Origin of the sequence: Labilibaculum euxinicum (genome assembly GCF_963678175.1) — a bacterium.
Lineage (GTDB): Bacteria > Bacteroidota > Bacteroidia > Bacteroidales > Marinifilaceae > Labilibaculum > Labilibaculum euxinus.
Map to the genome: position 1 here is coordinate 1,701,938 of NZ_OY782756.1, position 23,207 is coordinate 1,725,144.

21 protein-coding genes are annotated in these 23,207 nt (G+C 35.2%); 7 read left to right on the forward strand and 14 right to left on the reverse strand.

Annotated features, from left to right (window positions below; genetic code table 11):
• The first annotated feature begins 71 nt into the window (after positions 1-71).
• From ACY0M5_RS07175 to ACY0M5_RS07185, 3 genes are all read left to right on the forward strand, one after another.
• A complete protein-coding gene (locus tag ACY0M5_RS07175) occupies positions 72-1,436 on the forward strand; it encodes a TolC family protein (RefSeq protein ID WP_461631284.1) in 1,365 nt (454 codons plus the stop codon).
• A gap of 92 nt (positions 1,437-1,528) precedes the next feature.
• A complete protein-coding gene (locus ACY0M5_RS07180) occupies positions 1,529-1,717 on the forward strand; it encodes a hypothetical protein (protein WP_101310128.1) in 189 nt (62 codons plus the stop codon).
• Positions 1,710-2,789, forward strand: coding sequence for an adenylate/guanylate cyclase domain-containing protein (locus ACY0M5_RS07185; RefSeq protein WP_124992216.1), 1,080 nt, complete (start codon positions 1,710-1,712; stop codon positions 2,787-2,789). Before ACY0M5_RS07180 ends, ACY0M5_RS07185 begins: the two co-directional genes overlap by 8 nt.
• On the opposite strand, the gene ACY0M5_RS07190 is transcribed toward ACY0M5_RS07185, so the two are convergent.
• From ACY0M5_RS07190 to ACY0M5_RS07225, 8 genes are all read right to left on the reverse strand, one after another.
• Positions 2,766-5,603, reverse strand: coding sequence for an ATP-binding protein (locus ACY0M5_RS07190; RefSeq protein WP_461631285.1), 2,838 nt, complete (start codon positions 5,601-5,603; stop codon positions 2,766-2,768). The two genes, ACY0M5_RS07185 and ACY0M5_RS07190, sit on opposite strands and share 24 nt — an antisense overlap.
• A 201-nt stretch (positions 5,604-5,804) precedes the next feature.
• Positions 5,805-6,377: an electron transport complex subunit RsxA gene (gene rsxA, locus ACY0M5_RS07195; RefSeq protein ID WP_101310131.1), complete on the reverse strand. Its 573-nt coding sequence runs from the start codon at positions 6,375-6,377 to the stop codon at positions 5,805-5,807.
• Positions 6,378-6,389: 12 nt separating this feature from the next.
• Complete coding sequence (locus tag ACY0M5_RS07200; protein ID WP_101310132.1) at positions 6,390-6,974, reverse strand: RnfABCDGE type electron transport complex subunit E; 585 nt, start codon at positions 6,972-6,974, stop codon at positions 6,390-6,392.
• Positions 6,967-7,587, reverse strand: a complete 621-nt coding sequence (locus tag ACY0M5_RS07205) for an RnfABCDGE type electron transport complex subunit G (protein ID WP_124992214.1) — start codon at positions 7,585-7,587, stop codon at positions 6,967-6,969. Before ACY0M5_RS07205 ends, ACY0M5_RS07200 begins: the two co-directional genes overlap by 8 nt.
• 2 nt (positions 7,588-7,589) lie before the next feature.
• Positions 7,590-8,585, reverse strand: a complete 996-nt coding sequence (locus tag ACY0M5_RS07210; RefSeq protein WP_461631286.1) for an RnfABCDGE type electron transport complex subunit D — start codon at positions 8,583-8,585, stop codon at positions 7,590-7,592.
• 77 nt (positions 8,586-8,662) lie between these two features.
• Positions 8,663-9,991 (reverse strand): electron transport complex subunit RsxC, encoded by a 1,329-nt coding sequence (gene rsxC, locus ACY0M5_RS07215; protein ID WP_461631287.1) that lies wholly within the window; start codon positions 9,989-9,991, stop codon positions 8,663-8,665.
• A 15-nt stretch (positions 9,992-10,006) separates the two neighbouring features.
• The gene (locus tag ACY0M5_RS07220) at positions 10,007-10,957 is read right to left on the reverse strand and encodes a Fe-S cluster domain-containing protein (protein ID WP_461631288.1); all 951 of its coding nucleotides are present in this window, start codon (positions 10,955-10,957) and stop codon (positions 10,007-10,009) included.
• A gap of 3 nt (positions 10,958-10,960) precedes the next feature.
• On the reverse strand, positions 10,961-11,389 hold the full coding sequence (locus ACY0M5_RS07225; protein ID WP_124992210.1) for a SoxR reducing system RseC family protein: 429 nt from the start codon (positions 11,387-11,389) through the stop codon (positions 10,961-10,963).
• A gap of 666 nt (positions 11,390-12,055) precedes the next feature.
• Between ACY0M5_RS07225 and ACY0M5_RS07230 the strand changes: the two genes are divergently transcribed.
• Positions 12,056-12,481: an HIT family protein gene (locus ACY0M5_RS07230; protein WP_461631289.1), complete on the forward strand. Its 426-nt coding sequence runs from the start codon at positions 12,056-12,058 to the stop codon at positions 12,479-12,481.
• A gap of 142 nt (positions 12,482-12,623) precedes the next feature.
• On the opposite strand, the gene recG is transcribed toward ACY0M5_RS07230, so the two are convergent.
• On the reverse strand, positions 12,624-14,729 hold the full coding sequence (recG, locus tag ACY0M5_RS07235; protein ID WP_461631290.1) for an ATP-dependent DNA helicase RecG: 2,106 nt from the start codon (positions 14,727-14,729) through the stop codon (positions 12,624-12,626).
• 252 nt (positions 14,730-14,981) lie between these two features.
• Here recG and ACY0M5_RS07240 point away from each other — a divergent pair, with 252 nt between their 5' ends.
• The 3 genes from ACY0M5_RS07240 (at position 14,982) to ACY0M5_RS07250 (ending at position 16,687) form a co-directional block, all read left to right on the forward strand.
• Positions 14,982-15,749 (forward strand): hypothetical protein, encoded by a 768-nt coding sequence (locus ACY0M5_RS07240; RefSeq protein ID WP_461631291.1) that lies wholly within the window; start codon positions 14,982-14,984, stop codon positions 15,747-15,749.
• Between the two features lie 95 nt (positions 15,750-15,844).
• Positions 15,845-16,405: a cob(I)yrinic acid a,c-diamide adenosyltransferase gene (locus ACY0M5_RS07245; RefSeq protein WP_124992206.1), complete on the forward strand. Its 561-nt coding sequence runs from the start codon at positions 15,845-15,847 to the stop codon at positions 16,403-16,405.
• Between the two features lie 60 nt (positions 16,406-16,465).
• Complete coding sequence (locus ACY0M5_RS07250; RefSeq protein WP_054714819.1) at positions 16,466-16,687, forward strand: DUF2795 domain-containing protein; 222 nt, start codon at positions 16,466-16,468, stop codon at positions 16,685-16,687.
• A 19-nt stretch (positions 16,688-16,706) separates the two neighbouring features.
• Here the strand turns inward: ACY0M5_RS07250 and ACY0M5_RS07255 are convergent, their stop codons facing one another.
• From ACY0M5_RS07255 to ACY0M5_RS07275, 5 genes are all read right to left on the reverse strand, one after another.
• On the reverse strand, positions 16,707-18,287 hold the full coding sequence (locus ACY0M5_RS07255; protein WP_461631292.1) for an OstA-like protein: 1,581 nt from the start codon (positions 18,285-18,287) through the stop codon (positions 16,707-16,709).
• A 6-nt stretch (positions 18,288-18,293) separates the two neighbouring features.
• The gene (locus tag ACY0M5_RS07260; RefSeq protein WP_124992204.1) at positions 18,294-19,259 is read right to left on the reverse strand and encodes an AAA family ATPase; all 966 of its coding nucleotides are present in this window, start codon (positions 19,257-19,259) and stop codon (positions 18,294-18,296) included.
• Between the two features lie 78 nt (positions 19,260-19,337).
• Complete coding sequence (locus tag ACY0M5_RS07265) at positions 19,338-20,690, reverse strand: peptidylprolyl isomerase (protein WP_124992203.1); 1,353 nt, start codon at positions 20,688-20,690, stop codon at positions 19,338-19,340.
• A gap of 10 nt (positions 20,691-20,700) precedes the next feature.
• Entirely contained in the window at positions 20,701-21,543 is an 843-nt protein-coding gene (locus ACY0M5_RS07270; RefSeq protein ID WP_124992202.1) for a peptidyl-prolyl cis-trans isomerase, read from the reverse strand.
• Positions 21,536-23,155: a peptidylprolyl isomerase gene (locus ACY0M5_RS07275; RefSeq protein ID WP_461631293.1), complete on the reverse strand. Its 1,620-nt coding sequence runs from the start codon at positions 23,153-23,155 to the stop codon at positions 21,536-21,538. Before ACY0M5_RS07275 ends, ACY0M5_RS07270 begins: the two co-directional genes overlap by 8 nt.
• Positions 23,156-23,207 lie beyond the last annotated feature (52 nt).

Below are 23,207 nucleotides of genomic sequence, written 5' to 3' on the forward strand. Positions count from 1 at the left end.
TGCGACACACGAGGAGATGATTATCCGGGCAGGATAAGTTCCATATGGCAAGAACATACAACTATAATCATATGAAAAATAAAATATTTTGTCTTTTGATCTTTTCCCTGACAGCTTTTCAGGGAAAAGCTCAGGAGTTGTCACTGAGCGAGAGTCGCACATTGGCATTGGAATACAATCAGAAAATTAAAATTGCTGATGAAATGATTGCTGAAAATGAGTCGAATGTTCGATTTGTATTCACACAGTTTTTACCGAATTTAAAAGCAAGCGGTTCGTACAATTATTATCATGATATTGATGATATTAGTTTACCTGGTTCATTTTTGCCTACTGCGAACAGTTTGGCTGAAGCGCAACAGGGAATTTATAGTGGTACCAGTGATGTTTATTTTCCTGGCTTTAATTTAGAGTTAAGAAATATCGATTATTTTTCTTCTAATTTAACGCTTACTCAGCCAATATATATGGGAGGAAAAATAAGAAGCTCCTATCAAATGACTAAGATGGGAAGAGAGATTTCCATCTACAACAGGAAGTTGCAGTCATCGGATGTTTTGCTGGAAACTGATCAGGCATACTGGAATCTTGTTTCCATAAATGAGAAAGGTAAATTAGCTGAGAAATATGTGAAGATGCTTTCAGCTTTGGTTCAGGATCTGCAAAATGCATTTGATCTGGAGATAACCACTAAAAATGAATTATTAAAGGCTCAGGTACAATTGAATCAGGCAAAATTGGATTTGTTTAGGGTGCAAAACCTGATGGTGTTGTCTAAAATGTCTTTGTGTCAGGTAATTGGGAGGGATTTGATGAGTGATATTACCGCCACAGACACAACAATTACAATCACACAAAATGCAATTGATGCAGATTACATGCAAAAAGCATTAAATCAAAGACCTGAGCTATTGATGTTGGGTAAACAGGTTGAAATTTCACAGGAACAGATTAAAAACACTCAGGCTGATTATTTACCTCAGTTAGGAGTTGGTGCATCTTACTCCTATATAAGTAGAATTGAAAGTTTGATTGGGTCATCTAAAATTCTGGCTGTTCAAGCGAATTTGTCTGTTCCGGTTTTTCATTGGCAGGAACGCAAGCATAAAGTTGCATCTGTGCGGTTTAGAAGTAAACAAAAGGAGTTGGAAATGGATCGCACCAGAGATCTGATTAGTCTTGAAGTCCAGCAGTCTTACTTCAAATTACAGGAAGCATATCAGCAAATTGAATTAGCAAAAGTGTCAATGGATCAGGCAAATGAAAACGTTGAGCTTACTCAGAACAGTTTTTATGAAGGCTTGGCCAATACAACAGAATTGCTTGATGCACAGGCTTTTTGGCAAAGAGCACATGGTGAGTTGATTGATTCAAAGATAAATTACAAGCTAAGGGAAATTAGCTTCTTGAAATCAATAGGAGAATTGGCAATCTAATAGTGGGGTGGACGTGACCGAATTAACCAGTAGGATGGGATTGATGTGTAATCGTCAATTTTAATTCGGTCACTCCTTTTTTATATAAAGGTATGATTAGCAGGTATCAGGACAGAGAGAAATTATATCAGTTTGGAATTACCAGATTGGGTAACACATCTCAGGAAAATATTAAAATATTAGAGAACCATTTGTTTCATCTTAAGATGAATGAGGATTATGTAATAAATTCCTATAAAGAGGTGGAGGAGTTGGTTCAATTTATTAATAGTAATGAATAAAACTTTATTTAGAATTAATAGCAAATCAGTTGGTATTTATTTTCTCACAATAATACCAATTTGGGTACTTGCATTTTTCTTTTTAATGATTTTTCAGGTGGATGAAACAAGTCATCTGTCTGTTTATAAGGTGCAAAATCTTATAAATTTATTGTGGTTTGGTATCATGGCTGGAATAATCTGGGGCACGATATTCAAACTGGCAAAATCTCTTCGCAATCAAATTCCTACTTATCTATTTACGATTATAGTAAGTTTATTGGTAAATGTAAGCAGTGCTTATTTGCTGGTTTATTGTATGTATCACATGGGAGATTTTTTTCCAATAGATAATTTTCCGGCGACCTTTCCTCAATTGTTGTCTTTGTATCAATCCAAGTTGTTTTACGCCATATTGGCTTATTTTTTTATTGTTGGAGGTTTAATCGAAATTTTCCACGAAATAGATCGAAAATTGGGTAAAGGTATACTTGTTAAATTTTTGCTTGGGCGTTATTACAAACCAAAAGAAGAGAAACGAATTTTTCTGTTTATGGATCTGAAATCGTCCACCTATTATGCCGAAAAGTTAGGGCATTTTAAATACAGCAGATTAATTCAGGACTGTTTTAAGGATATTTCTGATGCAGTAAGGATAAATCATGCTCAGATCTACCAGTATGTTGGTGATGAGGTTGTATTGACCTGGAAAATAAACGATGGAATAGAAAATTTGAGATGTCTGCAGGTGTTTTATGACTTTTTGGATATTCTTGAGAAGAAAAAGGAGTATTACCAAAAGACTTATGGAATGATACCCATTTTTAAGGCTGGGGTGCATTCAGGTAAAGTAATGGTAGCAGAAGTTGGAGAGTTGAAATCTGAAATTGCTTATCATGGCGATGCAATAAACACGGCTTCAAGAATTCAGGGACTATGTAATTCTTATAAATCGAGACTGCTGATTTCCGGAGATTTGTTGGCAGAGCTGAAAAAGAAGAAAAAGGAGGTAGATGTGTATACTTCTTTGGGAGAAGTTTTGCTGACAGGAAAAAAAATACCAACAGAATTATATTCCTGTTTGGTTAAGTAACCGATTTCCTTTTTTAAGGTGTTTATTAATAGTAGCAAGTAACTTCTTTTCATCAAAAGGTTTGGCTATAAAATCATCACATCCGGCTTCAATACTTTTACTTCGGTCTTCTCTAAAGGCATTTGCAGTTTGAGCAATAATAGGTAGATTGTCTCTCATTTTTTTGATAGACTGAGTTGCTTCCAAACCGTTAATGTCAGGCAATCTTAAATCCATTAGTACCAAATTAATAGTTGGGTTTTTAAGACTTAACTCAATGGCTTTATTCCCTGATATAGTGTGTAATATTTTAACTTTTGTTGGTTTTAAAGCAGCTTCAATGTATTTAAAATTGGTTTCATCATCTTCTACAACGAGAATTAGTTTATCATCCCATTTGTAGTTTTTTTTATTCGTGCTTTTTATAATTTTCGCCTCTGAACCTACAGGTTTATAAGGAATGGTAAAGTAGAAGGTTGTTCCTTTATCTTCTTGAGTTTCCATTCTTATTTTACCGCCCATTAATTCAACAAAGCCTTTCGAAATTGCTAAGCCAAGCCCTGTACCTCCATATTTACGGGTAAAAGTTTCTTCTACCTGTCGAAAACGTTCAAATATAATTTCTTGTTTTTCCTTTTGAATTCCAATTCCGGAATCCTGAACATAGAATTCCAGAAAATTATTATCAATTAAATGGTATCCATATTCAATATAACCTGAAGAAGTGAATTTAAAAGCATTGTTAAGTAAGTTGGAAAGTATTTGACGCAGCTTTCGTTCTTCTGTTATCACCAATGTTTCTTCATCCGAAAGTGTTTTGTTAACTCTAAAATCAATTCCATCGTCCGCACTATTCTCTTTAGAGAACTGGGCATACAATTCGTCTAAGATAACATTAAGGAAGCATTTTGTTTCTTTAATAAAAGTTTGTCCGGAATCTAGTTTTGAGATATCAAGAATGTCATTAATTATTTTCAGCAACTGATTCGAACTTTTATAAATAATGTTGATGTAAGTATTACTCTGAGCTTCGGTTTTGTCTGGTCTGCGAAGCATATCTGCAAAACCAATAATGCCATTCATTGGTGTTCTTATTTCATGAGACATATTGGCCAAAAAGGCAGATTTTAAGTGATCACTTTCTTCGGCTTTTTCTTTGGCTTTCACCAATTCTTTTTGTGTAGATATAATTTTCGAAATGTCATTAATGATAATCATTGATGAGTTATCAAAAGGAACCATAAAGAATTCACAATGACGAACTTCACCATTTTTAATTGTCATATGAAATTCCTGTTTCCCTATGTCGGTATGCTCTTTTTTTGCTTTAGCGATAGCCTCTTTCCAAATGTTTTTAACTTCTTCCCGGTATTTTCGATCAGGGAAACACGATTTATACCAGTCATCCGAAGTTTTTATGTCATCTAAAGTGTATTCAAACAGCTCTATAAACTTATCGTTAAAGTATTCAATGTTTTGTCTTTCATCAGTAATAACAATAGGAAGGGGAGATTGATGAATCATTTTTTTCAACCTTTTCTCGCTCTGTACAATTGCCTGCTGAGCATGTTTACGTTCTGTAATATCTCTTGATGTTGATAAAATTACATGTTTTCCCTGCAGAGTCACAAGTTGGCTAACGGTTTCCATCGGAGTCTTTTTTCCATACTTGGAAACGAAGGTTTGTTCATGAGTGAATTGTTTCTCTCTTGTTAACCTTTTTATGGAGTTAATGATATAATCATCAGGAAGATCTTCAATGTAATCGGCTGGAGATAAAGTAAAAAGCTCATTTCTTGAATAACCCAGAACTACACAGGATGTATCATTTGCTTCTATTAATTTAGAACTGCCGTCACCAATATATTCATTTACCAGAATGATATCGGTACTGCCGTTAATCAGGTTGCGATATTTTTCTTCACTTTCGGCTAAAGCCATTGTTCGTTCAGTAACTCTTTCTTCCAATTTATCATTAAAGAGTCTTAATTTTTCCGAGTATTCGTGAATTTCCTGATACTGAACACGAATGGTATCTTCACCACGCTCCCGTTCTTTTATTTCATTCTGAAGTTTAGTATAGGTTTGAGTTAATTCGGTCATGGAATGATCCAGAAGCTGTTCTTCACTAATATGACGGACAGAGCCTTTTCCTTGATAGATTGCCTGCGCTTTGTAAATAAATTTTTTAATGGGTCTGGAAATACTCTCCGAAATAATATAGGTAATAAATAAACTTGCAAGAACAATTAATATGGCTATACCAATAAATATATATAATTTTTTTGTGTGTGCTAAAGTTGCTTCCTTATAAATACGATTTGCCTGCTCTTCGGCGAAATCAGTCATTACTTTCGTTTTTTCTTTTAATTTATTGAGGTGTTCAGCCGCAATTCCATCAACCATTTTTTTTGCACTCACCTCTTTGCCGCTAACTTTTAAATCGATGATTTGGTTTCGAAGTTCTTCCCATTCTATAAAGGTATGATAGGCAATTCCAACATCTCTCTTATCGCCTAAAAAGCGATTGAAAACAGTATCGAATTGAGTCATCACTTTTAGATGATATAAATTGATGGTATCAATAGCCTGATCGAATTCTTGTTGTGTTTTGGCAAGAAGAATATCCTTCATGGCGCTTTCCATGGTTTGGATATGAGTGTTGATATCCCTAACAGCGTTACTTACCGTATATGTGTGAGTATAAATGAATTCGGACTCGTTGCGAAGATTTTTTACCTGGAAAATAGAGAGGATAACAAATGATACCGTAAACAGTAATATTAAACCGAATCCGGCGATTACTCTGGTGCGGAATTTCATTTTATTTAACATGAAATCTCAACGGGTTTAAGTGTGTAACATAGTGGTAGTTGATTCCAATTAATCGCATTTGACACCAAGTTAATTATTATTACGGATTTACACAATAAATTTGATTAAAGGTAGATATTGACCCATGTAGAGGCGATAATATGCAATAAAAAAAGCAGCTCAAAATGAGCTGCCTGTAAAATATAATGATGTGTTTTTTAATTACACAATACCGGAAAATCCCATAAAAGCCATCGCTAGTAATCCTGCTACAATTAGTGCTGCGGGAGTGCCTTTTATTCCTTTTGGTAAGTCAACAAGGTCGAGATGCTCTCGAAGACCTGCGAAGATCACTAAAGCAAGACCGAAACCAATAGCTGTAGATCCTGAGAAAACAACTGCTTCTAACAGATCATAGTCTTTCTGAATTGTTAAAATAGCAACACCCAAAATTGCACAATTGGTTGTAATTAAAGGAAGGAATACTCCTAATGCCTGATACAATGCAGGACTAACCTTTTTGAGAATGATCTCAACCAATTGTACCAAAGCTGCAATGATCAGGATAAAGGTAATGGTTTGCATAAAGCCAATACCAAAAGGATCCAATACCAATTTTTGCAGCAGATAAGTTACAATAGTAGCCAGAATCATTACAAAAGTAACAGCACTTGACATACCTACTGCTGTAGATACTTTCTTCGATACTCCAAGGAAAGGACAAATTCCAAGGAATTGAGCCAAAACAACGTTGTTTACGAAAATGGCAGATATAATGATTATAATATAATTCATGATGATTTCTCTTTAGGCTTTTTTAATGCGGTTAATAATAGCAATAAGGTATCCTAATGCGATAAAAGCACCAGGAGCTAATACAAAAATCAGCATACCATAATTATCACTAAATATAGAAATGCCAAAAACTTTTCCACTTCCCAATAGTTCACGAACAGATCCCAAAAGTGTTAAGGCCATTGAAAAGCCTAAGCCCATTCCTGCTCCGTCCAATATTGAAGGTAAAATTTTATTTTTGGAAGCAAATGCTTCTGCACGCCCTAATACAATACAGTTTACAACGATAAGAGGAATAAATACACCCAATTGTGCATGTAAGGCAGGAGTGTATGCCTCCATTAAAAAACTAATGATCGTAACAAAAGCTGCTATGATTACGATGAAGGAAGGTATTTTTACTTTTTCAGGAATCTGAGAACTCACCATTGAAATAACCATGTTTGACATGATTAAAACGAAAGATGTAGCCAGACCCATTCCCAGGCCATTAATTGCCGAGGAAGTAACACCCAGAGTAGGGCACATTCCAAGCAGTAATACAAAAATGGGATTCTCTTTAATAAGTCCTTTGGTGAAATTTTGAATGTTACTCATTGCTTATCTCCTCCTTATTGTTGTTTTTTTTCATGTACTCGTCATAACCAGTTTTAATGGCATCCAGAAATGCTCTTGAACTAATAGTTGCTGCGGTAATTGCATCAATATCTCCACCATCTTTGCTTACCGTGAAATTTATAGAGCCAGGGTTTTTATTGATAACACTGGATTTTTCACGTGATGGTTCTGTTGGTTTAAACCAACTTACCATTTTTGTTCCTAAACCTGGTGTTTCCGTGTGTTCCAATACAGAATAATTGTGAATTGTTCCATCAGGTTCAAAACCAACCATAATCCAAACATTACCGCCAAATCCTTTAGTGGTTAGAGTTTTAACTGCCGTACCAACTAATATTCCATCTTTTTTAGCTGGATAAAATTCCAAAGTATCCTTTTCGTTCAATCCAACTTTGTACATCTCATCGCTGGGATTGTTATTAAATTCAGGAACAACTTCTTTAATGGCATTGAGTTTTTTTGCCAATTTTGCTTTAGCAATAGGTTCTTTGGTGATTTCGTATACCGCACCTAAAGCAGCAGAGGCTATAAGTGTTATTACAAACAACACCAAAACCATATTTGTAAATGTAGATTCTTTTTTCCCAGCCATGATTATTTCCTTTTTTCGCCGAAACGCTTTGGTTTAACATACACATTAATCAGTGGCACAAATGCATTCATAATAAGAATCGCAAAAGATACACCTTCCGGATAAGCTCCGAATACGCGAATTATAACAGTAAGTAAACCAATACCAATACCGTAAATAATCATTCCCTTATTCGACATGGGAGAGGTAACATAGTCGGTTGCCATAAAAATAGCACCAAGTAGTAATCCACCTGTTAAGATATGGAATAAAGGACCTGCATATGCTTCTGGATTAGACATGTGAAGAATACCTGAAAAAATGGCAACAGTTCCAAGTACAGCAACTGGAATATGCCAGGTAATGATCTTTTTAAATAACATGTAAGCCAAACCAAGAAGTAAAGCAATACCTGCTACTTCTCCCATAGATCCACCCGTATTACCCATAAGCAAATCCATATTGCCTGGTACATCATGCATTAACTGCGATAATGGCTCACCTTTCTTTAATCCTTCCTTGATAAGTGCTAAAGGAGTTGCTCCTGTTTGCGCATCAAAATAAGCAGTATCAAAACCTAAAGGTTTTGGCCAGCTGGTCATTTGTACTGGAAACGAGATTAAAAGAAATACACGACCAACTAAAGCCGGGTTGAAAACATTGTTTCCTAATCCGCCAAAGGTCATTTTGCCAATACCAATTGCAACCAAGGCTCCAATCAGAATAATCCAGATTGGAAGGTTGGCAGGAAGGTTAAAGGCCAAAAGAATACCTGTAATTAATGCAGAACCATCAGTTATGGTAGGAACTTTTTTAAGAAGGTATTTCGAAATTAGAAATTCGAAAAGATAACAGGATGCTACGGCGGTTAGGGTTACGATGATTGCACCCATGCCAAAGTAAACGAATGAAAAAACAAGCGCCGGAAGCATCGCAAATACCACTCCATACATGTTCTTTTGTATGGAATCTCCACTATGAACGTGTGGAGATGGGGCGACTAGTACTTTGGTGTTCATATGTTAAATTTATTAATTAATTTACTGGTTTATTGAAATTTGAAATACTTATAAGTTGTTGTGTACACTCTAAGTACTTACTTTCTAGATCTCATAATCTGACCAACTTTTCCTTTTCCCAATCGGATGTAATCCAATAAAGGACGGTTTGCCGGGCATGTAAAACTACAAGATCCACACTCAATACAATCCATAACGGCATCGTTTTCCAAACGGTCGTATTCTTTTTTATCAGCCAAAACCATTAATAGGAATGGTTCAAGTCCCATGGGGCAAACAGAAACACATTTACCGCAACGGATACAAGGTTTTGATTCTTTACGAACAGCTTCTTCGCGAGGCAACAGCAATAATCCAGAGCTGCCTTTGGTTAATGGAACATCAACAGTCGTTAAAGCTTTACCCATCATTGGGCCACCGCCTACAATCTTACCTGTATCTTCAGGTAAACCACCTGCGGCATCAATCAAATCTTTTACCGGAGTTCCAATTCTGAATTTCCAGTTCGAAGGATTTTTTAATGATTTACCTGTGATGGTTGCAACACGCTCGAAAAGAGGTTTGTTTTTCTGAACCGCCTCATAAACAGCAAGTGCAGTTCCAACATTTTGTACTACAGCGCCAACTTCAATAGGTAGTGCCCCCGACGGAATTTCACGTTTAATAGTTGCTGAAATTAATTGTTTTTCACCACCCTGAGGGTATTGAGTTTTCAGCGGGCAAATTTCAATTCCTTTATAGTTTCCTGCAAGCTTGGTTAAATGAGCTATAGCATCAGGTTTATTGTTTTCAATTCCAATAATGGCTCTGTCAACATCTAAAGCTTTCATTAAAATTTGAGTTCCAACCAATACTTCATCGCCTTTTTCGAGCATAACCCTGTGGTCAGAAGTCAGGTAAGGTTCACACTCCACAGCATTGATGATCAAAACTTCGGCAGTTTTTCCCGGAGGAACCGACAATTTCACATGAGCAGGAAAAGTTGCTCCACCCAAACCAACAATTCCGGCTTCGGCTATCTTTTTTATAATTTCTTCTTTGCCTGCGCTGATTTCTTTTACCAAATCTTCGCTTCGATCAATTGTTTCCATCCATTCGTCACCATCAACTTTAATGATAATAGATGTTTTACGGAAACCACTTGCATCCATAATATCATCCACTTTAAAAACGGTTCCTGAAACCGAAGAGTGAATGTTTGCGGATACAAATCCTGATGATTTCGCAATCAATTGTCCAACTTTAACTTCGTCGTTTTTTTTAACGACCGGAGTAGCAGGAGCGCCAATATGTTGAGAAATTGGAATACTTACTGTTTCGGGTATTGGCAATACCTGGATTGCGCTGCTTGCCGATAATTTGTTTTCGGCAGGATGAATACCTCCTAATGAGAATGTTTTTAACACTGATGATCCTCCTATTTATTTGTTCTCAGTTGTGTCGTCATTTGCTGTTGGCTCTATCTTTGGAGCCTCTTCCGCTTTCACCTCAGCTTTCGGTGCCGCAACAGGTTTTACGCTTGCTGCAGTAGGTTTTTCGGCTGGTTTTTCTTTTCGAGGCGGAAAATTTAATTCGTGAATTGCATTTGTAGGGCAAACAATTACACACTTTCTGCAAAGTTTACATTTATTGTAATCGATGTATGCAAGGTTGTTTTCCAAAGTGATTGCATCGAAAGGACACTCCTTAACGCATTTACCACAACCAATACAGGCAACGTTACATGCTTTTTTAGCAATTGCTCCTTTATCTTTATTTACACAAGACACAAAAACTCTTCGACTTTTTGGTCCTTTTTTACGAAGCTCGATAATATTGTTAGGACAAGCTTTTACGCAGGCACCACAAGAAACACATTTGTCTTCAATAATTACAGGAAGGCCGGTTTCCTTGTCCATATACATTGCATCAAAATTACATGCATCAACACACTCGCCTAATCCTAAGCAACCAAACTGACAGCCGGTTTCACCGCTGTAGAGTGAGGCTGCAATTGTACAAGATGGTGCGCCATCGTACTGATTGGTTTTAGGTCGGTTTTCGCAGGTTCCGTTGCATCGGACCACAGCTACGGTTGGTTCGGCAGCTTTAACTTCGTGTCCAAGAATGGCACCTACGTGCGACATTACAGGAGCTCCACCCACAGGGCAAAGAAAGTTGTCGATGTTGTCGGCCTTCACCAATGCTTCGGCAAAACCTCTACATCCGGGATAACCACAACCACCACAATTTGCGGCTGGTAATGCTTCTTCTACCTCGTCGATGCGAGGATCTTCATACACTTTGAATTTTTGCGCTACAAAAAACAGTATAATTGCTGCCGTTACTCCAATAGCACACAAAGCCAGAATAGTGATAACTATAATGCTCATAGTTTAAATGTTTACGATTTTCTCGATTGTAAATGAAAAAGTTTTCTTAAAATGACCTTTATAAAAGGACAGCACTATATAATAGGGAAGTAATATGGCTAATGCCGAAATCCCGCTTATTAATTCATTATTAGTAATTGCTGTGGCAATGATTAGTGTAAGTATTACCAATACAAACGGCAACACGTAGGCAAGGAACATTGCCAACCATCCTAAAGATTCCCGATAGCTTAGGATAACCTTTTCTCCAACTTTAAATTTGTTACTGTAATCAATAACATCAATTGATTTGTCTTTCATGTCAGACATGGTACAAGCACTTTTTGCATGACAACCTGCACAAGCAGAAATATTAACAATGCCCACCGTAATCTTACCATCCTCTATTTCAAGGATAGTCCCTTCGTGATCAATTTTTTTGTGATCCTGCATGTACTTTTCCCTATTAATTGTTGTTTCTAAGTGAAAACTCCTGCGAAAGCAAATGAGTTTCATTCATGTAACATTCATCTAGTCAATTTGGTAGTGAATGGATGCTGTTTAACACAACGCAACAAAAATAACACTTTCGGTTACATTCGATTCTGGCAAAAGTCAATTTATAGTGTGTTTAAATAGAGGCAGTTCCCTACTTTTGTAAAGTAGAGATTACAATTTTTTTTGTATCTCTATTGAATACAGTTAGTTTGGGCTATTCCTGAAAAAAATCAGTAATTTAAGTCTGTTTTGCAATCGAGTTAATTTAGATTCATTATGAATAAAATAAGGATTGCAGGATTCTATTCAAAGAATTAATTGATGCTAATCTGACTAACTTTAAATTTATGCGGTAATTCTTTGATAGTATGTGTGATTAGTGTTTTTTTTATAGTTTTCCTGTTAAATAAATTATTTTGTTAAAATTGTCTTATTTGTGATAATAGAATTGAGAATTTTAAAGAATGTTTTTTTGTTATTTAAGAGCAATAATTAAAAAAACTTCCAAAACAATAGTACTTCAATCCAGTCAATCTTGTGCTTTTTATATATTTGTTGCCTTACAAGTAGCATAAATATCAAATACATGAAAACCAATTATTTATATAAAATAAGCTTATTATGTTAACTTCTATTTCGGAATGTTTGTATTGCCAAGACAATGAATTGCTGCACAGTTTAATGATTAAGATTTGTGATTTGGAAGTATCGCAATTATTTTTGTTTAAAGAACAATCTTATTTGGGGCGCTGTAATGTTGTGTACAAGGATCATGGTGTAGAATTTCATGAGTTGAGTGACAAACAGCGAAATGCATTTATGAACGATGTGGCTAAAGTTGCAAAGGCAATAGATACTGCGTTTCAACCTGCAAAAATTAATTATGGTGCTTATGCCGATACTTTATCGCATTTGCACATGCATATTGTTCCAAAACACAAAGATGGATATGGATTTGGTGGTGTTTTTGAGATGAATCCACAAAAAACAACTCTTTCCGAGGCGGAATATATTGAGTTAATAGAAAAAATTAAAATGGGATTGTAGTTTTAGATCGAAGATCATTTAATTTGAAATTAATCAACAACTAACTTGCATCAAGTAATGAAACATGCAATATTTTCACTATAAAAAACAGCGAAATTCCAAAAAGGGTTTCGCTGTTTTTATGTCTCGATGTATTTGTTTTTTAGCTGATTACACTCCAGTTTATTTTGGTTTTGCTCAATCGTTTAACCTGTTTTGCAAGAGTGAAATTTTCTTCTTTGTCCAGTAGGGGATCATTGTCCAGTATTTCCTGAGCAACATCTCTTGCGTATTGAAGCAACTGTCCATCTTTACCAAGATTGGCAATTTTTAGGTTGTAAGAAATTCCGCTTTGCTGAGTTCCTTCAATATCTCCGGGACCACGAAGTTTTAAATCTACTTCGGCAATTTCAAAACCATCGTTGGTTCGAACCATTGTTTCAATTCGCTTTCGCGATTCGTTAGAGATTTTGTAGGAAGACATTAGTATGCAGTACGATTGTTCGGCTCCACGGCCAACCCGACCACGTAACTGATGAAGTTGGGACAAGCCAAACCGTTCTGTACTTTCAATTATCATTACTGATGCATTTGGAATGTTAACTCCAACTTCGATAACCGTTGTCGCTACCATTATTTGAGTTTCTCTTTTTGCAAAACGCTGCATTTCAGCTTCTTTTTCAGCTGGTTTCATTTTCCCATGAACCATACTTATTCCATATTTTTCGGGAGGGAAATATTGAGAAACACTTTCATATCCTTCTTCCAGATTTTTGAAATCCATTTTTTCAGATTCTTTAATCATTGGATAGACCAAATAAATTTGTCTTCCCAAATCAATCTGTTTTTTCATGAAATCGTAAACCTGTTTTCTTCTTTTCTCGAAGTAGTGAACTGTTTGTATTGGTTTTCTTCCGGGCGGTAACTCATCTATAACCGAAACTTCCAAATCACCATATAAAGTCATGGCAAGAGTTCTGGGAATAGGTGTAGCAGTCATCACTAAAATATGAGGGGGAATATTATTTTTTTTCCACAATCGGGCCCGTTGCGCAACACCAAACCGATGCTGTTCATCAATAATTACCAAGCCCAGATTATTGAATTGAACAATGTCTTCAAGAAGAGCGTGAGTGCCAATCAAAATTTGCAGCTCACCACTTAGTAATTGTTCATGAATAATTTTTCGGTCTTTCTGTTTTGTTGATCCGGTAAGCAAAGCCACTTTAATATTGAGCCCCTCGAGAAATTCAGTGATTGATTCCATGTGTTGTGTGGCTAAAATTTCCGTTGGAGCCATCAAACAAGACTGACAACCATTGTCAAGTCCCATTAGCATGCACATTAGTCCAACCATTGTTTTGCCACTGCCCACATCGCCCTGCAAAAGACGATTCATTTGTTTTCCCGAACCAACGTCTTTTCTAATTTCTTTGATAACTCTTTTTTGAGCATCCGTAAGTTCGAAAGGAAGATTGTTTTGAAAGAATTGGTTAAAGTTTTCCCCTATTTTAGTGAACTGATGACCACGATAAAGCACCCTGCGCTTCATCTTCATTTTAAGAATGTTTAGCTGAATGTAAAACAGTTCTTCAAATTTTAATCGGTAGGTGGCTTTTTTTAGTATTTCTGCATTACTTGGGAAATGAATCTGCGTAAGCGCTTCGTGAAGATTAATTAATCCTAATTTACTCGTCAAACTTGCCGGAAGCGTTTCCGGAATTTTCCCATTTAATGATTGTAAGGCATTTTCCTGAAGTTTGTGAATTGCTTTAGAGTTGATAAAACTGCTTTTCATCTTTTCGGTAGTTAGATAAAAAGCTTGAAGGGAGGCATTCAATTTCCCATTTTTGGCCTCACTCTCTTCCAATTCAGGATGAACTACATTTATTTTCCGGTTAAATTCGGAAGGTTTACCAAAAATGATATATTCAGTCTTGGGTTTAAGGCTTGCTTTAATGTATTTAATTCCCTTAAACCAAACCAATTCCATTACACCTTTTCCATCAGTAAAATATGCTACCAGTCTTTGTTGTCTTTTTTCTCCAATTACCTCAATACTGGTTATCTCACCTTTTACCTGTATGTATGGTAACTTAGAGTGAATTTCACTGATTTCGTAGAACTTAGTTCTGTCGATATATTTGTAGGGAAAATGATACAGTAAATCTTCGTAACTGTAAATTGATAATTCCTGATTAAGGATGGAAGCCCTTTTGGGGCCAACGCCTGCTAAAAATTTTATGTCGAGTCCAGCTAATTCTGACATTCTTACGGTTCTAATTCTATTTTATATGGAGGGGATAAAATTTCACCCTTTTGTGAAAATGCTTTAAAAATCTAAAAGTACAAACAAAAGTAAATTGAAAAACTTTTATTTTAAAGAAATGATTGCTTAATCTTATGCCATATTATCATTAATATTATCAGGATAATACCTGTGACAGGTGATATCTTGGCTTAAGAATTTGAAGAAATTCAAATTTACGATTAAATTCGCCAATTCTAGTTTATTGTAATTATGGGTCGAATCCGCTACAAATTAAAGAAACGTTTATATCGCTTAAAGGCCTTTCGCCGAAAAGGATTTGGGATTCATTCACCCTTTACTTTTCACCTGATTGTTAATGTAATTGAGGCAAAATTGTCTTACTATGCATTTGGTCAGTTATTTCCTTATCGGAAAATTATTGTGAATGCGTTAAAATCAAAATTGGAAGATGGTGAGATTAGTAAGGATTTGGCAAAGAAGTACAAAGAGGAAATTCAAATTATTAAATCGACAGAAGCATTGGATCGATTGCTGTTTCGCCTGATGAACTTTTGGCATGCTGAAAAATCAGCTTATTTTGGTGAAGGAATAGGATTTACTCTTGCTTATATGGCAAAGCTTGATTCCCGAAAAAGTGTTGCATGTCTGGATCGGGGAGGTGTTTTATCGGAATATTCGGATGATATTCTTCGGAACTATATGGGAATTCAGAATTATAAGAGTTTTAACTATAATGAGATTTTGAAGCAAAATCCAAAATATGATTTTCTTGTTTTTTCTGAAAATACCAGAAAAGAAATTCTGTCTGATTTTATCCTGAATTATGAATTGCTGCTCGCAGATAATTGCATGATTGTTATTCAAAATCCACATAAAAACGATACGATTAGCCTCTTTTGGAAACAGATGAAGAAATTGGAGAGAATTTCCGTGAGTCTGGATTTATTTCATTTGGGAATTCTTATTTCGAAAGACGGAATGCAGAAACAAGATTATGTAAGAAAGTATAGGTTCTAGCTATTGCATAGATTCTATGAAATTTTATCTTTGTAGTAGCTCTGCTGAAGGGAATAAAAAGATCCCAAATGTTGGAGCTAATTAAAACACACACAATGACTAAATTTAAAGTATATACAAAAACAGGAGATTCCGGCACAACAGGTTTGATTGGAGGAACAAGAGTTCCGAAGCATCACTTGCGATTGGAAGCCTATGGTACCGTCGATGAATTAAACTCTTATATTGGGTTGATTCGATCGCATGATATTGAGTCTAAATCAAAAGAGATTTTATTAGAGATTCAAAATAAATTGTTTATGATTGGTTCAAGGTTGGCAACCGATGAAGAAAAATCTGATTTAAAGGAGAAGTTACCTATTGTGGAAGCAGACATTCTTTTATTGGAAAAAGAGATGGATCGGATGGATGAAGAGTTGGCTGAACTTAATAATTTTGTATTACCGGGAGGTAGTTTGGCCAACGGGTTTTGTCATGTTGCAAGAACGGTATGCCGAAGGGCAGAACGCCGGGCAAATCAACTATCAAATGATGTAGATATAAATCCACTATTGTTGAAGTATTTAAATCGTCTTTCGGACTATTTATTCGTGCTTTCGCGTAAGGTTTTACATGATGCTGGAGCTGATGAAATTAAATGGAAGCCTGACTTGTAAATTCAAAAAAAAAAATTATATTCGCAGAATAATAAAAGAACCTAATAAAATATTAAATATATGTACTGGACACTTGAATTAGCCACTAAATTAGAAGATGCGCCTTGGCCTGCTTCCAAAGATGAATTAATTGATTATGCGATCCGTTCCGGAGCGCCATTGGAAGTGATTGAAAACTTGCAGGAAATTGAGGAAGAAGGTGAAATTTTCGAAAGTATTGAAGATATTTGGCCTGATTATCCAAGCAAAGGAGATTTTTTATTCAACGAAGATGAATATTAAGATATAAAAAAAGGGACTTTTATAAAGTCCCTTTTTTTATTGGTTTTTTTACGGATGAATTTAATTCTCGAATTGGCGTATACTCTTTCCAGATAAATATGTCTTCCTTTGATTTTGGTTGGTATTCTTCAAGCCATTGAAAGTCTTTAAGAAATTTCATTTCCTTTTCTACTTCGAAGAGAGGATACATATTGCCGTCAGGTTTTTTAAGAAAGATAATTTTATCAATTTTATTGTTTTCGATAAGAATACTGATATTGCTGCTCTTGGCAATATTCATTCCCATAATTATCTCCTTGTCAACAGGATAATATAAAGTTTCCCCATTTCCTTTAATGTCAAGTTTGTAAAGTTTGTTGTCTTTAACATGCCCGAGCATATTTCTACCTTTTATCTGATTGAAAAAAGTGGTGTCTTCTTTCGCCGTTAAAAAGGAAGATCCTCTAAAATGCAGATAACGAATTGCTTCATTTTGGGTTTCAATGCCAATTGTATCAGCTACCATTTGGTTTTGTTGTGCCCAAAGAACGGGATCATTGAATAATCTGATGGTCGAATCCTGCATGGTATAAACCAACGAATCGCAGATTCCCTGCAAATCTGTACGGTAAAATTTCACATGATGAAAAGCCTTAATCCGTTCAAATTTGGCACTGTCTTTTTCAATTTTCAGACTGTCTGAATGAAGAAACAGTGAATCACGGTCAGTAATCTGAATAAAGACTGCAGAATCGGTCATAAGAGCTTCCTCTGTATTCTTGAACGTTTCAAGATAATTGCCCATCAATATTAAATTATTCACCGTGTCCCGCAACTCAACATTTTTAAAAATCCGGGCCAGTTCATTGTTTCGATCCAAATAAATACTGTCACCTTTAATTTGATACGATTTACTGTCAAGAGTTGTGTTTTTAAAGAACTGAGAGATATTTGATTCTGTATTGTACCAACCATCTTCCGAATATAAGGTTTCTTTCTCCCCAACAATTTTAGTTGGTCCTAAAATAAAAGCAACCTTGCTAACTGTATTGTATTTTAAAGTATCTGAATACAGCGTGTAATCAGTAGTTACAGCTTTAACACTATCTTTAAAAAACAGCAGTTCTTGTTTTGTATAATACCTTCCAATATCACTGGTAAGAGTATTTTCTGCGTCAACAATTTTGCCGCCGTTAAAATAGTATCCTACGCTTTCGTTCATGTCAAAATCAAGAAATTGTGTGGTAACGGTAACCGATTTGTTTTTTAGTTTCACGTTATCTCTCATTTCAGCAAATTTTGTGTTGCCATAATATTTTAGGTAGTCTCCGTAAATATGAACGGTGTCGGCATTAATAATATGAACATTACCAAAAGCCTCTAAAGTGTTTAGCTTTTCGAATTGATAAGCACTGTCACAATACATCTTTATATCGCCATGTGTAATAAAAACATTGCCTAAAAATTTATTGAGTAGAGGATCTGAGTTTCTCACAAACTGTACCTCGTCTGAGTTTTTGATCAGTACTTTCGATTTCTTTTGAGCAGAAGACGAAAGATTTGTCAGACAGATAATGCCTGTAAGTAATATAAATATGTATTGATTAGCTTTGCTAAGCATTCTTTTTTACTTTAATAGTTCTTGTATGATGTTTTCAATACTGATTCCTTCAGCCTCAGCTTTGTAATTCTTCATGATTCTATGCCGAAGAATTGATACTGCAACCTCTTTCACGTCTTCAATATCCGGTGAATATTTCCCAGACAGCAAAGCGTTGGTTTTTGCGCCGACCACTAGATATTGTGATGCTCTAGGTCCTGCTCCCCAGTTAATATATTCTTTAGCCATTCTGTGAGAATGCTCTGTATTTGGTCTTGTTTTAGCGGCTAAATTAACAGCATATTCCAATACATTTCTGTTAATCGGGACTTTCTGAATTAATTTTTGATAATGTAGTATCTGATCTGCCGACATTATTTTATCAAGAGCAATTTCTTTGCCGGAAGTTGTGTTCTCAACAATTGCCAATTCGTCTTCAATTTTTGGATAGTCCAGATAAATGCTAAACATGAATCGATCCAACTGTGCTTCAGGAAGAGGATAGGTTCCTTCCTGTTCTATTGGATTCTGCGTAGCGAGAACAAAAAATGGTTTTTTAATTGGGTAAGTTTTACCGTTTACAGTAACCATTTGTTCCTGCATTGCTTCTAAAAGTGCCGACTGAGTCTTAGGAGGAGTCCGGTTTATTTCATCAGCAAGAAGAATGTTTGCAAACAATGGGCCTTGAATAAAGTTAAATTTTCTTTCATTGTTCAATATTTCAGTTCCAATGATATCCGAAGGCATTAAGTCAGGAGTAAACTGAATTCGCTGGTATTTTAAATCAAGAACCTGAGCTATTGTATTTACCAGAAGTGTTTTAGCTAAGCCGGGAACACCAACAAGTAAGCAGTGCCCATTGCTGAAAATGGAGATTAATACTTTTTTGATAATATCATCCTGTCCATATATTTTTTTCCTGATTTCAGCAGTTAATTTTTGGTAATCTGCTTGCAGGGCATTTGCAGCTTCAACTTCAGTTTTAAAATTCATAGGATTCCTTCTTGATTATTGCCGTTAATAAATCAGACACAGCTTAGGCTGTGTCTGAGAATTGTATCGGTATTTTATTTACTTTATCCAGCCTTTGAATCGGAATTTAGCATTTTTATAGGTGTCATCAACATGAACATAGGTCTTTTCTTGTTTTTCAGAAATCCATTTGTTCAGAATTTTTTGTTGCTTCTGGTTGGTCAGCATGTTTTCAAATATGCTCCAATCGTCAGATAGATTTGCTTTATGTGCTTTTGTTTCCGATTTTATTTTAATCACCTTATAAGCTTCCTTGCCGCCTGTAACATCCAGAAAAGCTGAGGATATTTCATTTAGTTTAAGATCGTTTACAGTTTTAGATACAGCCGGAGGTAAATTATCCCTTTCGAATTTAGAGGCTCCGGTATAAGGATTTACAAGTAATCCCCCGTTATTTCTGGTGTCTTTATCATCTGAGAAATAAAAAGCCGCCTCATCAAAATCCATTTTGTCCTCACGAATTAAATTGGCAATACTATCCAGCTTATTGATAGCGGCGGTTCTTTTTTCCTCTTCAATTTTAGGTTTTAGAAGAATATGACGAACATTAATACGTTCTCCTTTTCTGTCAATTAGTTGAATAATATGAAATCCATATTCAGTCTCAACAATTTTCGAAACTTTATCTGTTTTTAAGTTAAAAGCCACATTTGCAAATTCCGGAACTAATGAAGATCTGGGTGTATAACCAAGTTCTCCACCTTTTTGCGCACTTCCCGGATCTTCTGAATAAAGAACTGCAAGTGTTGCAAAGCTATCGCCGTTTAGCACTCTTTCCCGATATCCTCTTAACTTGGTTCTGATTCTGTCTTTTTCATTATCCGAAATCTGGGGGTATTTTACAAGTTGCTGAATTTGAAGTTCTCCTGGAATAGTTGGCAAACTATCCTGAGGAATTGAATTGTAAAATTCCCGAACTTCGGCAGGAGTAATATGTATGTCTTTTGTGATTTCAGCCTGCATTTTTTCTTTGATACGTTCGTCGCGGGTGTCATCACGAAGATCGTTTTTCATATCAACAATACTTTTGTTGAAATATTGTTCCAGTTTTTCTTTCGATCCAATGCGTTGAATATACATTTCCATCTTACGTTCCAACTGATCTTCAACTTCCTGGTCTGTTACCTCGATACTATCAACTTGCGCCTGGGCAATCATCAGTTGTTGAATCAAAAGATCTTCAAATATTTCAGTCTTTAAATCAACACTCCCGGAAGTGTATCCCTGAGCCTGCATGCTTAAAAATCTGTTTTCTACATCCGATTTTAGAACCACTTGATTCCCAACAACAGCAATTACTTTATCTACCACATTATCTTGAGCATTGGCAGAAAAAACGCCAATTAAAATCAAGGCTAAAAGAGTATTGAACTTCTTGAAAATGTTATGCATATTTTATGGATTAATAAATTTTGAATTTGTTTTTGGATTCAGCATCTCTGTAAATGTTCTCTTCCAAATTTTTAATAAACTGAATTTTACGTTTGTTTAATAATATTTTTTTAATGTCTTCCTTAACAAAAGGCAAAGGAGCAAGATTGTCTTTTAGTTCAAATTCCTGAATTTTCACAAAGTAATGATGTGTTGAATCGCTTGTTTCATAGTATTTTGTGCGCTTCAGAAATTTAACTTCATCATTTATATTACCTGGAAGTTTATCCAAAAGTTCTTGAGCATAAATCCAACGATCGCTAAAATTATCAAATTTTGTCGCATTCTGAAAACAGTAGTCCTCCAATTCAGCCCAATCGTCTTCTTTTTCCGATTTGTAAAGCTTTTGAATTTTTGAAAGATTAGGGACCGGAATAGGTATTTTTATATATAATGCTTTAAGAATGTTTCGGTTTAAAATGAAGTTAGCCGAATAACTTCTATAATAATTTTCGATTTCGAATTGACTAATCAGGGTGTCAATTTTCTGTTCTATTAATTGTTGTTGGTATTTGTGAATTATTAGTGACGATCTGTAGTCTTCAACCATTTTACTAACATCTTTGTCTTCCTCAGACAGATTGAGTTCTGCTTTTGATATGATAAGTTGTTTTTTTATCCACTGATGTGTGTAGTTTTGGGCAATAAGAAGGCTGTCATCCTTGCTGATGCCATTTGGAATTACCTCTTTAACTGTACTTAAATAAAGAATGTTGTCGTTTACTTTTGCTACTGGCTTATCGTTTTCACTTTTATTCGAGTTGCATGAATAAAGAATTACAAAAAGTAGTAACAGTAAGGAATATTTAGTCATTTTGTTGTTGAACAATTTTGTTTAATGTTGATTGTGAGATTTCAATTTTGTAATTGTTTCGCAATTGATCTTCCCAAACTTCTTTTAAATACATTTTGTAATCAGAAGTGACCTCTTGTTTAATACTTTCAAAATCAACATTGTTGTTGTACCTATTTATTTGGTTTTGATAGAATTCCATCAAACCTTTATTATTTTGTTTTGCCGGCAACCAAACTTTTTGTTTTGTAATGCCCAAAACCAACACTCTGTTTTCATAATTTTGAATCAGATTTATGAGATCGGTATTGCTCTCAAGTAACTGATTTTTGTAAAAGGCTAAGATACTATTGTTTGAGAAATTATCGTAAATTCGGTTGATGTATTCTATAAAATTTTCATAAATATCCTTAGATGCCTGCTGGCTAAGATAATTTGCAAAATCTTCCTGGGTATATTTCTTTCCGTCTATTGTGAAAAGTGGCTCCCATAAATCAGCATAGGCATAATCTAAAATGGAATAAAAATTAGAAAGAAGCTCTCTGTTTTCTTTAAATTGATAGTCTTTTTTGATTTTAGCAATCAATTCTTCAGTACTTAGTTTTGAACGACTATCTGATGCAATTAGTCGTTGAATTTCTTCTCTGCAATCGTCTAATGAAGAGTAGTTTTTTTTATCGGTTAATTGTAAAATATGATATCCGAAATTGGTTTTAACGGGTTTCGATATTTCTCCAATTTCTTTTAATTGAAATGCTGTTTTTTCAATTTTCGGGTGTGTTTCAAATAATCCGAACCAAGGAAGAATGCCTCCTGATGGAGCTGATCTTTTATCTTCGGAATAATCTTTTGCTAATTGTGCGAAATCAGCACCTTCCATAAGTATTGTATAAAGCGAATCAATTTTTTGTTTTATTTCCGATTCATTTTCAGGTTGATACTCGAGTAGTATGTGTCTGATTTTTACTTTTCCAGGATTTGGTATTTTTTCCAGAATTTGAATTATATGGTATCCAAATTGTGTTCTTACGGGTTTCGAAAATTCGCCGACCTTCAATTTGTAAGCAGCAGATTCAAACCGGTATTCCATGTCAAACGCGGTAAAATAACCTAATTCTCCATTGTTTTCTTTTACAGATTGATCATCCGAATTTTTTCGTGCTGTTTTTTTAAATGATTTTCCTTGTAGCAGATCCTGATAAACCTCCTGTGCTTTCTGATAAGCGACAAGTGTGTCGTTATCTAGTTTGCTGATTTTCACTAAAATATGTCTCGCTTTAAGAAAGTGTTGGATCCGGTTGAAAGCTTCCTGAATTTTTTCTTCGGTTATAACTGTAGGATAAAGAAACGAGTTAAGGGCAACGTCTCTGCTGATTTGTAACTCGTGTTTTACTTCGGGAAGTGTATCAATCCTTAACCTTTTTGCCTCGGCTAATTTAATTTGAAACAGGATGTAAAGATTCAGAGCTTCTTTTATAGATAACTGATGGTTTGCCTGGTATAATTCTTTAAACTCCTGAGAAGAGAAAGGAATATTGTTTATTGTAAAAAGAGTATCTGTTGGATGTGATTGTCCAAAGCTTGCCATTTGGCAACACAGCATTATTGATAGATAAAAGAATACTCTCTTCATTTAGCAGATTTAATGTGATCATTGAACCGCAAAAAAAAATGATAACCTGTAC